At 70.7% G+C, this 13,190-nt stretch carries 10 protein-coding genes and 1 pseudogene; 5 read left to right on the forward strand and 6 right to left on the reverse strand.

Annotated elements, in window-relative coordinates; genetic code table 11:
- The first annotated feature begins 58 nt into the window (after nucleotides 1-58).
- Nucleotides 59-712 carry a DsbA family protein gene (locus RCO28_RS00310; RefSeq protein ID WP_308938847.1) on the forward strand — a complete coding sequence of 218 codons (654 nt, stop codon included), beginning with the start codon at nucleotides 59-61 and terminating at the stop codon, nucleotides 710-712.
- 124 nt (nucleotides 713-836) lie between these two features.
- Here the strand turns inward: RCO28_RS00310 and RCO28_RS00315 are convergent, their stop codons facing one another.
- From RCO28_RS00315 to RCO28_RS00325, 3 genes and pseudogenes are all read right to left on the reverse strand, one after another.
- A complete protein-coding gene (locus RCO28_RS00315; RefSeq protein WP_308938848.1) occupies nucleotides 837-1,478 on the reverse strand; it encodes a superoxide dismutase in 642 nt (213 codons plus the stop codon).
- Between the two features lie 546 nt (nucleotides 1,479-2,024).
- Nucleotides 2,025-3,443: pseudogene (locus RCO28_RS00320) on the reverse strand (amino acid permease); the annotation flags it as partial.
- A 120-nt stretch (nucleotides 3,444-3,563) separates the two neighbouring features.
- The gene (locus RCO28_RS00325) at nucleotides 3,564-4,985 is read right to left on the reverse strand and encodes an amino acid permease (RefSeq protein WP_374991090.1); all 1,422 of its coding nucleotides are present in this window, start codon (nucleotides 4,983-4,985) and stop codon (nucleotides 3,564-3,566) included.
- Nucleotides 4,986-5,248: 263 nt separating this feature from the next.
- On the opposite strand from RCO28_RS00325, the gene RCO28_RS00330 reads away from it, so the two are divergent.
- On the forward strand, nucleotides 5,249-5,833 hold the full coding sequence (locus tag RCO28_RS00330; RefSeq protein WP_308938849.1) for a biotin transporter BioY: 585 nt from the start codon (nucleotides 5,249-5,251) through the stop codon (nucleotides 5,831-5,833).
- 116 nt (nucleotides 5,834-5,949) lie between these two features.
- Here RCO28_RS00330 and RCO28_RS00335 read toward each other — a convergent pair whose 3' ends face one another.
- Together RCO28_RS00335 and RCO28_RS00340 are read right to left on the reverse strand one after the other, a co-directional pair.
- Nucleotides 5,950-7,299 (reverse strand): FAD-binding oxidoreductase, encoded by a 1,350-nt coding sequence (locus RCO28_RS00335; protein ID WP_308938850.1) that lies wholly within the window; start codon nucleotides 7,297-7,299, stop codon nucleotides 5,950-5,952.
- Nucleotides 7,300-7,446: 147 nt separating this feature from the next.
- Entirely contained in the window at nucleotides 7,447-8,907 is a 1,461-nt protein-coding gene (locus RCO28_RS00340) for an amino acid permease (protein ID WP_308938851.1), read from the reverse strand.
- A 163-nt stretch (nucleotides 8,908-9,070) separates the two neighbouring features.
- Here RCO28_RS00340 and RCO28_RS00345 point away from each other — a divergent pair, with 163 nt between their 5' ends.
- Complete coding sequence (locus tag RCO28_RS00345; RefSeq protein WP_308938852.1) at nucleotides 9,071-9,559, forward strand: ribose-5-phosphate isomerase; 489 nt, start codon at nucleotides 9,071-9,073, stop codon at nucleotides 9,557-9,559.
- Between the two features lie 177 nt (nucleotides 9,560-9,736).
- Entirely contained in the window at nucleotides 9,737-10,558 is an 822-nt protein-coding gene (locus tag RCO28_RS00350) for a DNA-formamidopyrimidine glycosylase family protein (RefSeq protein WP_308938853.1), read from the forward strand.
- 62 nt (nucleotides 10,559-10,620) lie between these two features.
- On the opposite strand, the gene RCO28_RS00355 is transcribed toward RCO28_RS00350, so the two are convergent.
- Entirely contained in the window at nucleotides 10,621-11,853 is a 1,233-nt protein-coding gene (locus RCO28_RS00355; protein ID WP_308938854.1) for a GNAT family N-acetyltransferase, read from the reverse strand.
- A 141-nt stretch (nucleotides 11,854-11,994) separates the two neighbouring features.
- Here RCO28_RS00355 and RCO28_RS00360 point away from each other — a divergent pair, with 141 nt between their 5' ends.
- Nucleotides 11,995-13,170, forward strand: coding sequence for a PP2C family protein-serine/threonine phosphatase (locus RCO28_RS00360; protein WP_308938855.1), 1,176 nt, complete (start codon nucleotides 11,995-11,997; stop codon nucleotides 13,168-13,170).
- The last annotated feature ends 20 nt before the right edge of the window (nucleotides 13,171-13,190 follow it).

A 13,190-nucleotide genomic window follows, 5' to 3' on the forward strand; every position in this document is an offset into this window, starting at 1 on the left:
CGCTGTTATGGACCACCGGACGCGCACGACGGCTACTGGATTCCGTACGAGGAGAGACATGACGACCAAGGCGTCGAACGACACGGTCATCGCCGACTTCTGGTTCGACCCGCTGTGCCCCTGGGCCTGGATGACATCGCGCTGGATGCTCGAGGTGGAGAAGGTCCGCCCGGTCTCGGTCCGCTGGCACGTGATGAGCCTCAGCGTCCTGAACGAGAACCGCCTGGACGAACTCCCCGAGCGCTACCGCGAGTTGCTTTCCACTGGCTGGGGCCCGGTCCGCGTGGTGACGGCGGCGCAGCAACTGCACGGCGACGAGGTCGTCGGCGACCTCTACACCGCGATGGGCACGCGGTTCCACAACCGGGGCGAGGGCGCGACCCGCGAGGCGATCGCCGCCGCCCTGAAGGACGTGGGCCTGCCCGACTCGCTCCTCGACTTCGCCGACTCGGACAAGTACGACGAGGAGCTGCGCGCCTCCCACCAGGAGGGCATCGACAAGGTCGGCCAGGAGGTCGGCACGCCCGTCATCGCGGTGCCCGGCGCGGACGGCGAGCAGGTCGCGTTCTTCGGCCCGGTCGTCACTCCGGCCCCGAAGGGCGAGGCGGCCGCGAAGCTCTGGGACGGCACGCTCCTGGTCGCCTCGACCCCGGGCTTCTTCGAGCTGAAGCGCACCCGCACGAAGGAGCCGGACTTCTCCAACCTGGACTGACCCGTTCAAGAACAGAAAGGCCCCCGAGAGTCATGTCCTCTCGGGGGCCTTTCCTCATTCCGCCCGCCCGGTGAAGGTGGAGAAGACGATCACGAGGTGGGGCGTTCTGGGGACTTGCTCGTCCTCAGGGGGCGAGCAGCAGGTTGTACGAGCGCTCCTTGGTGGCGGCGTACCGCTTCGCCACGTCCTGCCAGTTGACGACGGCCCACATGGCGTCGATGAAGTCGACCTTCTGGTTCTTGTACTGCAGGTAGAAGGCGTGCTCCCAGGCGTCGAAGACGAGGATCGGCGTGGAGCCCTGGCCGACGTTGCCCTGGTGGTCGTAGATCTGCTCCACGATCAGCCGCCCGCTCACCGGCTCGTAGGCGAGGACGCCCCAGCCGGAGCCCTGCGTGGTGGCCGCGGCCTTGGTCAGCTGGGCCTTGAACCCGGCGAACGAACCGAAGGACTCCGCGATGGCGTCCGCGAGGTCGCCCACACCGTCGGCGGCCAGCGGCTCGCCGCCGCCGTCACCGGTCATGTTCTGCCAGTAGATGCTGTGCAGGATGTGCCCGGAGAGATGGAAGGCCAGGTTCTTCTCCAGGCCGTTGATCGACCCCCACGACTCCTTGTCGCGCGCCTCCTCCAACTGCTCGAGGGTGTCGTTCGCGCCCTTCACGTACGCCGCGTGGTGCTTGTCGTGGTGCAGCTCGATGATCTGCGGATTGATGACCGGCTCGAGGGCCGCGTAGTCGTACGGGAGTTCAGGAAGTGTGTAGACGGCCATCGGGTTCCCCTCCAACGCTTATTGCAACTGACTTGCAAATGCAGGCTAGCAGCAAGAGATCGTTCCGGTGGGGCGGACCCCCGGACGGACGCGCATGACGAAGGCCCCCGCCCGGGTGTCCGGGAGGGGGCCTTCGGTCGTACGAGACAGGGGGCCGGGTCAGCGCTTGGCGTCGGCCTTCTGCTTGTCGGAGTCGGAGTCGGAGTCGGAGTCGGAGTCGGAGTCGGAATCGGCTTCGGGCTTGGCGTCCTCCGCCTCCTCGGCCTTGGCGTCGTCGCCGGAAGCCTCCGAGGCCTCGGGGGACTCGTCCTCGGCCTTGGCGTCCTCCGCCTTCTTCTCCTCGGACTCGGACTCGGCCTCGACGTCGGCCTGGGGCTCAGCCTCCGCGGCGGCTTCCGCCGGGACCTCCTCCGCGGCCTCCTCCGAAGCCTCGGCCTCGGCCTCGGCGCCCGCGTCACCGCCCGCCGGGGCCGGCGGCAGCTTGCCCGCCTTCAGGTCCTCCAGCTCGGCGGCCAGCGTGTCGACCTTGGCGTGGGCGGCCTTCACGGAGTTGGACTGCTGCAGCACGTAGCCGATCACGGCGAGCACGATCGTCAGGCCGCCCGTGTAGTACAGCTGGATCCGCGTGCCCTCCTCGCGCGCCATGAGCACGAAGACCGCGGCCATGCCGGCCAGGGCGACCCACGTCAGGTACGGGTAGAGCCACATCTTCACGACCAGCTTCTCCGGCGCCTCGCGCTGCAGCTTCTTGCGCATGCGCAGCTGGGCCCAGGCGATGAAGAACCAGACGACGAGGATGATCGCGCCGATGATGTTCAGGAGCCAGGCGAACAGCGTCTCCGGGTACCAGTAGCTGAGCAGCACGCAGACGAAGCCGAAGACGCTGGAGGTCATCACGGCAGCACGGGGGACGCCGCCGGAGATCTTGCCGAGGAGCTTCGGACCCTGACCGCGGGCGACGAGCGAGCCGGCCATGCGGGAGGCACCGTAGATGTTGGCGTTCATCGCGGAGAGCAGGGCGATGAAGACGACCACGTTCATGATCTGGCCCGCGGCCGGCAGGCCGAGCGCCTCCAGGGTCACGACGTACGAACCCTTGTCGGGGTTGGGCAGCGCCGGGTTGTTCCACGGGACGAGGGTGGCGATGACCGCCATCGAGCCGACGTAGAAGATCGCGATGCGCCACATCGCCGTGCGCACGGCCTTCGCCACGCCCTTGACCGGGTGCTCCGACTCGGCCGCCGCGATGGTGACCGTCTCCAGACCGCCGTACGCGAAGACCGAGGCGAGCAGGCCGACGATCAGGCCCTCGCTGCCGTTCGGGAAGAACCCGCCCTCGCCGGTGAGGTTGGACAGGCCCGGCGGCTCGTGGTCCGGCAGGACGCCCGCGATGGCGGCGACGCCGATGCCGAGGAAGAGCACGATCGCGCCGATCTTCAGCGCGGCGAACCAGAACTCGAACTCGCCGAAGTTCCGCACCGAGACCAGGTTCGTGATGCAGAAGAGGAGCATGAACAGCGCCACGAACGCCCACTCGGGCACGCTCGGGACCCAGCCGTGCGCGATCTTCGCGGCGCCGATGCCCTCCAGGCCCACGGCCACGCAGAGCAGGAACCAGAAGGACCAACCGGCGGTGAAGCCCGCCCACGGGCCGATGGCCTTCTCGGCGTGCACCGAGAAGGAGCCGGAGGCCGGGTTGGCGGCGGCCATCTCGCCCAGCATGCGCATGACGAGCATGACGAGGGCGCCGGAGATCGCGTACGCGATGATGATCGACGGTCCGGCCGCGGCGATCGCGGCACCGGAGCCCACGAACAGTCCGGCACCGATCACACCGCCGAGGGCGATCATCGAGAGATGGCGCTGCTTCAGGCCGTTGCCGAGACGTGCGTCCGGACGTGCGTCAGGACGTGCGTCGGCGGAAGTACCCGAATCTTGCTCTTTATCCAGAGTTGTCCGAGACATGGTCGAGGGGAGTCCAGTACGTGAGACGGTAGAAGTCCGGCCAGTGTGAGTGCCGTCTCCGCTCAGCAGAAGATCCAGCTCGCTATCCGGACAATTCTTTGACTTGAAGTGTGCGGTCGGTCACCGCGCGTTGTGCTGCCGTCGCGCTCGCCACTCGCGCAGCCCCGCGATCGCCATCACGGCGGCCGTCGCACCCGTCGACCAGAGCAGCTGCGGCCGCGCCTCCGCGTCGGTCAGCATCAGCCCCACCACCGCGGCGATCGCGGCAAGGGACGCCCGGGTGAGCCAGGGGAAGCCCCACATCTTCAGTACGAGCCGCTCCGGCGCCCGGCGCTCGATCTGCCGCCGCAGCCGCAGCTGGGACACGGCGATCAGCGCCCACACGAACAGCAGGACCGCGCCGACCGAGTTGAGCAGGTACTTGAAGACCGAGTCCGGCCACTTCAGGTTGAGCAGTACGGAGACGAAGCCGAACGCCACCGAGGCGAGCACCGCGAGCCGCGGCACCCCGCCGCCCGACACCTGGAGCAGCGACCTCGGGGCCTCCCCGCGCTCGGCGAGCGAGAAGATCATCCGCGACGAGCCGTACAGGTTGGCGTTGAGCGCCGAGAGTAGCGCCACGAACACCACGATGTTCATGATCTGACCGGCCGAGGGCACCCCGATCGAGTCGAGCACCGTCACGTACGGGCTGAGCCCCGCCTGCTGCGCGGTCCACGGCAGCACGGTCACGATCACCAGCATCGAGCCGACGTAGAAGAACAGGATCCGCCAGACCGCGCTGCGCACCGCGCGGGCCACCGAGCGGGCGGGGTCGGCGGACTCGGCCGCCGCGATCGTCACGACCTCCAGGCCGCCGAAGGCGAAGACGACCGCGAGCACGCCGGAGACCACGCCCTCCCAGCCGTTCGGCAGGAACCCGCCCTCGCCGGTGAGGTTGGTGAGCCCGACCGGATCGGTGTCCGGCAGCAGACCGAAGATCGCGAGTGCGCCGAGGACGAGGAACAGCACGATCGCCACGACCTTGAGCAGGGCGAACCAGAACTCGAACTCGCCGAAGTTCCGCACCGCGGCCAGGTTCGCGCCGGTGAAGAACACCATGAAGACCAGCACCCAGGCCCACTGCGGTACGGACCCGACCCAGCCGTGCGCGATCTGCGCGGCCGCGGTCGCCTCCACGGCGAGCACGACGACGAGCAGCATCCAGTAGAGCCAGCCCACACTGAACCCGGCCCAGCGCCCGATCGCCCGCTCCGCGTGCACCGAGAACGAACCCGAGGCGGGCATCGCCGCGGACATCTCACCGAGCATCCGCATCACGAGCATCGCGAGCGTGCCCGCGATCAGATACGAGAGGACGATGCCGGGTCCGGCGACGGAGATCCCGGCGCCCGAGCCGACGAAGAGCCCGGCGCCGATCACGCCGCCGAGGCCCAGCATGGTCAGATGCCGCTGCTTCAGGGCGTGGGAGAGCGGCTCCGACTCCTCCAGGGGCGGCTTCGGGTCCTGCGGCGCGGCCGCGGGGGCCGGGGAGTCGTGCATGTGGTGGGCGCTCTCAGCGATTTGGTGGGACCCCACAGTCTCTCCCCGGTACCCCGCATTCCGCAAAAGCGGTGCTGCTGCGCTGGCCTGGAGTGATGCGGGTCACGCGGGGTGGAGGTGTGGGACCGCTGCTTTGTGTGGATCACACCAACTCCCCAACGGCCGCTTTGTCAGCGCCTCATGGTGATGTCGCGTAGGGCTGTGGGCTAACGTCGCACCGTCCCGTACCACCACCGCCGCACCACGTCCTGCCAGGGAGTCCCATGGCCACCGCAGCCGTCACCACCCGTCCCGGCCAGGTCCTCGCCGACCTGCTGCCCGCCTCGCGCACCCGCGATGCCGCGCTGGTCGCCGGCGGCGCCGTACTCACCGGGCTCGCCGCCCAGGTGGTCGTCCCGGTGCCGGGCTCCCCGGTCCCGGTCACCGGCCAGACCTTCGCCGCGCTCCTCGTCGGCACCGCACTCGGCGCCCGCCGCGGCTTCGCCGCCCTCGCGGTGTACGTGCTCGCCGGCATCGCGGGCGTCCCGTGGTTCCAGGACGGCACCGCGGGCTGGGGCGGGGCGTCCTTCGGCTACATCCTCGGCATGCTGCTCGCCGCGACGATGGTCGGCGAGCTGGCCCGCCGCGGCGGTGACCGGTCGGCGCTGCGGATGGCGGGCACGATGGCCTTCGGTTCGCTGGTGATCTACGCGGTCGGCGTGCCGTGGCTGATGGCCGCCACGGGTCTTTCCTTCACTGCCGCCCTCGCAGCGGGAGTCGTCCCCTTCCTCATCGGCGACGCCCTGAAGGCTGCGCTGGCGATGGGCGTGCTGCCGTCGGCGTGGAAGCTGGCGGGTCGTCGGGGCTGAGGCTTCTTCCCCTCCCCGCTCCTCAAACGCCGGAGGGGCTGACAATTCAGCCCCTCCGGCGTTTGAGGAGCGGGGTCTGGGGCGGAGCCCCAGTTCGGGAAGGGGCTGGGAGGGGATCAGCACGACCCCGCGGCGAACATCCCCGCCGGGTCGCAGGCCGCCCGCACCGCCCCCAACTTCCGCAGCGCGGATGGCTCGTACGCGTCCCGTACGGCCAACTCCTCGTGCTCCCCGAACAGATGGTTGAGGTTCCGCCCGAGCCGGACCTCCGCGAGCGGCGCCAGCACCTGGGCGTGGAGGGCCCGAGCCCCCGAGCGGTCCAGCTCGAACAGCGCCGACAGCACCGTCACCAGATACCGCGCCCCCCGGAACCCCACCGCGTTCGGCACCTCCGGTTCCCGCCCGAGCGCCCCGCCCAAATGCTTGATCTGCACCACCGCCCCGGCCCGCGCCGACTCCCCGGTCAGCGCGCCGAGCGCCGCCCCCGGCACCGACGTGACGAGCGCGTTGTCCCCGTCGTACGGGTGCGGATACGGCGGATCGCTGTGGATCGTGTGGCTCTCGGCGTACGGCATGACCCGCAGGTCGTCGGCCATCGGCCCCAACTCCCGTAGCGGAGCGACCAGTCGGGCGCCCTCCGACGCGCTCCCCGTGTACGCGACCCGCACCGCCAGCACGTACCGCCCGCGATACGCCTCCGGCGCGAACGGCGCGTCCGGCCAGGTCATCAGGGCCACCGAAGACGTCAGCTCCTCGGGCAGGCCCTCCGTCCACGTCAGGTACGCGGCCAGCGCCCCCGGCACCTGCTCGTCGGCGAAGGCCAGGACACCGCCGTACACCTCGGCGAGCGGCACGAGGTCGAACTCCACCGCCGTGACGACCCCGAGCCCGCCGCCGCCCCCGCGCAGCGCCCAGAACAGCTCGGGCCCGGTGTCGGCCGTGACGTGCCGCAGCGCGCCGTCGGCGGTCACGAGGTCGAAGGAGCGCACGTGGTCGGCCGCGTAGCCGAACCGCCGCCCCAGGATGCCGAGTCCGCCGCCCGTGAGGTAGCCGACGACGCCGACGCCGGGCGCCGAGCCGTTCAGCGGCGCGAGCCCGTGCCCGGCGGCCGCCGCGATCACCTCGGCCCAGGTCACCCCGGCCTCGGCGCGGGCGGTACGGGCCGCCGGGTCGATCCGCAGGCCCTTCATCCGGCCGGTGGCGACGAGCAGCGCGTCGTCGCCCGCCGCCGCGGCGAGCCCGTGTCCCGTGGACTGCACGGCGACTCGGAGCCCGTGCGCGCCCGCATACCGCACCGCGGCCCGTACGTCGTCGGCGTTCTCGGCGCCCACAGTGAGCGCGGGCCGATGGGCGTAGGCGGTCTGGAAGCCCTGCCGCGCCTCGTCGTACCCGGAGTCGCCGGGACGGAGGACGGGGCCGCGGGTGTCGGGGAGGGGGAGTGCTGAGGAGGTCCGGTTCTCGGTCATGCGGCCACTCTCACCGCGTTACCTGACAACTTCCGTCAACTTTTTCTCCGTACGAGAGCCGTATTGGAGCCCTACGGCAGGCGTACGACAGCGCCCCCTTCGGTGGTGGTCACCGAGGGGGGCGCTGAAACGGGGGTGTGGGGTGGGTCAGGCGTCGAGTTCGGTGTTCAGGTCGGTGCCGGTGGTGGCGCGGGTGCGGCCGCGTTCGCGCAGGACGGCGATGGTGATGACGAGGGCGGCGACGAGGAGGGAGAGGAGGACCTGTTCGCGGCCGGTGTCGTCGAAGAGCATGTAGACCAGGACGAAGGAGATCATGCCGATGGTCGCCCAGGTCAGATAGGGGAAGGCCCACATCTTGACGACGAGGCGTTCGGGCATCTCGCGCAGGATGATGCCGCGCATCTTGAGCTGGGTGAAGCAGATCACCAGCCAGACGAACAGGGCGACGGCGCCGGAGGAGTTGAGCAGGAACGCGAAGACGGTGTCGGGCCACTTGTAGTTGAAGAACACCGCGACGAAGCCGAAGACGACCGAGCCGAGGATCGCGGCCCGCGGCACCCCGCTGGACGTGGTCTTGGCGAAGGCCTTGGGGGCGTCGCCGCGCTTGCCGAGGGAGAAGGCCATGCGGGAGGCGGTGTAGAGGCCGGAGTTGAGGCAGGACAGCACCGCGGTCAGCACGATGACGTTCATGACCTGGCCGGCGTGCGGGATGCCGATGGAGTTCAGGGCGGCGACGTAGGAGCCGTCCTTCACGATCGCCGAGGCGTTCCACGGCAGCAGGGTGATGACGACGAAGATCGAGCCGAGGTAGAAGACCGCGATGCGCCAGATCACGCTGTTGGTCGCCTTGGTCACCGCGCGCTGCGGGTTCTCCGACTCACCGGCGGCCAGCGTGACGATCTCGCTGCCCATGAAGGAGAAGACCACCATCAGCACACCGGTCAGGATCGCGCCCGCTCCCTTGGGGAAGAATCCGCCCGCGTCGGTGAGGTGCGCGAATCCCGCGCCGGGGTTGTCCGAGCCGGGCAGCACACCGAACACGGCCAGCATGCCGATCGCGACGAACGCGCCGATCGCGACGACCTTGATCCCGGCGAACCAGAACTCGAACTCACCGTAGGAGCCCACAGAGACGAGGTTGGTGGCGGTCAGCACCACCATCACGATCAGCGCCCAGGCCCACTGCGGCACGGACGGTATCCAGCCCTCCAGGATCACCGCGCCCGCGGTCGCCTCGACCGCGAGGACGACGACCCAGAAGAACCAGTACAGCCAGCCGATGGAGAACCCGGCCCACCGGCCCAGCGCCCGGTCGGCGTACTCGGAGAACGAGCCCGACGTCGGATTCGCCGCGGCCATCTCGCCCAGCATCCGCATCACGAGCACGACCATCACGCCGACGAGCGCGTACGAGATGAGGATGGCGGGACCGGCCGCCGCGATACCGGCACTGGAACCGACGAAGAGGCCGGCTCCGATCACACCACCGATAGCGATCATGGAAAGGTGGCGGTTCTTGAGCCCCGCCTTCAGGCCGTCACCGGACGGAGCCTCTTCCGGGGGTGCGGAAGGGCTGTCTTGCTTCGCAAGGGACGGTTGCGAGGTCATGGACGAATCCTTAAGTTCTCGGGTTACGAGCCCATGCATTCAATCCTCTGACTCGGATATACGGAAGACCTGACTCCGGATCGTTGCAAGGGCCACTCCGGGCCCGAGGCCGGTTCCCGACCCGGGGCGGCCCCACCCTCCCCGCCGTGCCACACTCAGACGCATGCGCGTGTACCTCGGCTCGGATCATGCCGGCTATGAACTCAAGAACCACCTCGTCGAGTGGCTCAAGGCCCATGGGCACGAGCCCGTGGACTGCGGCCCCCACATCTACGACGCCCTGGACGACTACCCGCCGTTCTGCCTCCGCGCCGCCGAGCGGACGGCCGCGGACCCGGACTCCCTCGGCATCGTGATCGGCGGCTCCGGCAACGGCGAGCAGATCGCCGCGAACAAGGTCAAGGGCGTCCGCTGCGCCCTCGCCTGGAGCGAGCAGACCGCCGCGCTCGGCCGCGAGCACAACAACGCCAACGTGGTGTCGATCGGCGGCCGCATGCACACCCTCGACGAGGCGACGAAGTTCGTGGAGATCTTCCTGTCGACCCCGTACTCCGACGAGGAGCGCCACACGCGCCGCATCGAGATGCTGTCGGCCTACGAGACCACGGGCGAGCTGCCTCCTGTACCGGCGCACCACCCGCAGCAGCCGTAAGTCCGAGGTCGCCTCACTCGCGGGAGGGGCTGGAAAATCAGGCCCCTCCGGCGTTTGAGGAGCGGGGGTCCGGGGGCAGCGCCCCCGAAGCGCCGCAGGCTTTCGGGAAGGGGCGGGGAGGGGCTCGAACCCGTGCCACCGGGCCGCACCCGTACACGAACGTGTAAGGAGACCGCCGTGCCCGAGGGGCACACCATCCACCGCCTGGCGGCCGACCACCGCGACCGCTTCCAGGACCGGAAGGTCAGAGCGACCAGCCCCCAGGGCAAGTTCAGCGACGCCGCGGCCCTCCTCGACCACCAGCTCATGGACACCGCTGACGCCCACGGCAAACACCTCTTCCTCGGCTTCGGCCCGGTCGGCCACGTCCACATCCACCTCGGCCTCTTCGGCAAGCTGAACTTCGGCGACGTACCCGCCCCGCCGCCCACGGACACCGTCCGCCTCCGCCTCGTCGGCCCCACCGCGTACGCGGACCTGCGCGGGCCCACGACCTGCGCGCTGATCACGGACGCCGAGAAGCAGGCGATACACGAGCGCCTCGGCCCCGACCCGCTGCGCCCCGTCGACGGCACCACCAACGACCCGGACAAGGCGTGGCAGCGGATCTCCCGCTCCCGCACCACCGTCGCCGCGCTGCTCATGGACCAGAGGGTCATCGCGGGCGTCGGCAACGTCTACCGCGCGGAGGTCCTCTTCCGGCACGGCATCGACCCGTACCGCCTCGGCAGGGACCTCGCGTACGACGAGTGGACCGCGATCTGGGATGATCTGGTCGGGCTCATGCGGGAGGGCGTGCGCCACAACCGCATCGACACCGTCCGGCCCGAGCACACCCCGGAGGCGATGGGCCGCCCGCCGAGGGTCGACGACCACGGCGGTGAGGTGTACGTCTACCGCAGGGCGAACCAGCCCTGCCACATCTGTGGCGGCGAGATCCGCACCGCCGATCTCGCCGCCCGCAATCTGTTCTGGTGCCCGGACTGCCAGCGACGCTAGGGCCCGTCTCACCGTCTCGGGGAGACGGGCCCCAGGGCAACTCCCGTACGGGGCAGGCCCGTTCAGAACCCGTGCGGCAGCCACGGCGCCGCCGTGCCGGAGAACGCGAGCGAGGCCGCCGCGAGCGCGCCGCGCCGCTCCTCCCGCACCCGGCCCGCCGCCGCGAGAGCGGCCAGGGAGAACCCGCCGAGGTAGACGGTCCCCAACTCCCGTACGGACAAGGTGAGATCGGCCGGGTCGTCGGTGCGCGCGCAGACCGCGCCCTTCGGCCCGCCGGACAGCCGCCAACGGCCGGTGTTCCAGGGGCAGAACGGGTCGGAGACGTCCAGGACGACATCCACGTCCGTGGCGTACGTCCGTGCCTCCAGGGCCGCGCCCACCTCCACCGGCCGCAGGAACAGGCCGTCCCGCAGCGCCACCGAGCAGCGGCGGATGTCGGAGACGAGGTGCTGCCAGGCGTCGTCGGAGGGGCGGTTGCGCATCGCCACCGTCGACATCAGGTCCAGGTCGAAGAGGTACCGGCACAGCGCCGCGTACGCGCCGGGCTCCGACGCCTCCAGGTCCTCCACCGTGACCACCCCGGCCGGAACGCCCGCGCCCTCCCACTCCGGCTTCAGGCGATACCGGGCATACCCCGCCACCTCGCCGCCGCGCTCGGCGAGCACGCACTGCAGCGCCGAGGCGCCCGCCCGCTCCTGCGCCGGGTCGATCACCCCCTGCCGCTCCCAGCCGGGCCGCCGCACGAGCATCCCGGGGCGCGCCGCCGCCTGCCGGGCGTACACCGCCTCGCACGAGTCGAGGACGTCCGCCGGTTCCGCGAGCCGGAGCGTGAACTCCTCGGTGCCGGGCGGGAGTTGGAGGCGTACGTGATCGGTCCGGATGCGGGCGCCGAGGCGCTGCGTCGCGACGCCGTACCCGAACCGGCCATAGATCGCGGGCTCGGACGCGGTGAGCACGGCGAGGGGTTCACCCAGGGCGCGTACGTCGTCGAGCTGGCGCCGCATCATCGACGTCAGGATGCCGCGCCGCCGGTGCGTGGGCGCGACACTGACCATCGTGACGCCCGCCGTGGCCACGGCCGCGCCGCCCGGCACGGTCATCCGGAACGAGAACGCGCCCGCCGTTCCGACGGTCCCGTCCCCGTCCCAGACGCCCAGGGAGCGCTCGAACTCGGTGACGTCCCGGAAGAAGGCGCGCGCCTCATCGGGCTCCCGCACGCCCCCGAAGGCGAGCTCCAGACCGCTGAACCAGCGCTCCCAGTCGTCGGGCTGCAGTACCCGTACATCCGTCGTCATGGGCCCATCCCTATCAACCCCCGTCGAGCGGGGGCGAGGGGATTTCTGCCGTCACGTCCGGGCCGTTCGTCCCGCTCGACTGAGGGACAACCGGGACCTCCCGTGCGCATCTCAAGGAAGCGTGTATAGAGTCCGCGAGCAATGGCGGTACGACATAGGAGCCGCCGCGACCCCGAGCGGCGCGCGGCAGCGGAGACGTTCCCGGCCCGGTTGCGCAAGCGTCTGCACCGGGCCCGCATCGCGCTGCGCAAATCCGGCGTCGACTACTTCCGCGGCGACGGCTCCGACTGGATCGCCCTGGCCGGACTTCTCCTCACCATCCCGGTGATCGCCCTCGGCACGCTCGCGATGCCGGTCTGGTTCTCGCCCGCCCTGCTCGTCCTGCCGATCGTCGCGGGCGGCCTGCTGCTCCGCCCGGCCAGCCTGCTCGGCCTGTACGCGGCGGCCGCCGGAGCCCTGATCGTCGAGTCGGTGCAGCTCGGCCCGTACACCGAGGGGGCCTCGCGGGTCACGCCCGGCATCGTCCTGACCGTGGCGGCCTGCGGCTTCTTCGGCCTGGTCATCGCGCAGTTCCGCAGCCGGGTCGGGGTGCCGTGGCGGCGCGGCGGCACGATGCTGTTCGACCTGCGCGAGCGCATCAAGACCCAGAGCAAGCTGCCGGGGCTCCCGCCCGGCTGGCACCGCGAGATGGCGCTGCGGCCCGCGGGCGGCCAGTCGTTCTCCGGTGACTTCGTGGTCGCCGCGCGCACCAGCGGTGGGCGCACCCTTGAGGTCGTCCTCACCGACGTCTCCGGCAAGGGCATGGACGCGGGCTCCCGTGCGCTGCTGCTCTCCGGCGCCTTCGGCGGACTGCTCGGCTCGCTGCCGCCGCACGCGTTCCTGCCCGCCGCCAACGGCTATCTGCTCCGCCAGGACTGGGACGAGGGCTTCGCCACGTCCATCCACCTCGCCCTCGACCTGGACTCCGGGGACTACGAACTCCTCTCCGCTGGCCACCCGCCCGCCGTCCAGCTGCACGCCGGCACCGGCCGCTGGGAGGAGAAGTCCGCCGAGGGCCCGCTGCTCGGGGTGTACGACGGGGCGCAGTTCGACCCGGCGAAGGGGTGCCTGCGCCCCGGCGACGTGCTGATGCTCTTCACCGACGGCCTGGTCGAGACGGCCGAGCGCGACCTCTCCGAGGGCATCGACCGCCTGACCGGAGAGGCCGACCGCTACGTTGCCGGGGGCTTTCACGGGGCCGCGTGGCACTTGATCGAGGCCGTGGCGAAGGACGTCAACGATGACCGGGCGTTGCTGTTGATCTGTCGGGACGCGTAGCGGGTCACGTCTGCGGGGTC

The organism is Streptomyces sp. LHD-70 (genome assembly GCF_031157275.1).
GTDB lineage: Bacteria > Actinomycetota > Actinomycetes > Streptomycetales > Streptomycetaceae > Streptomyces.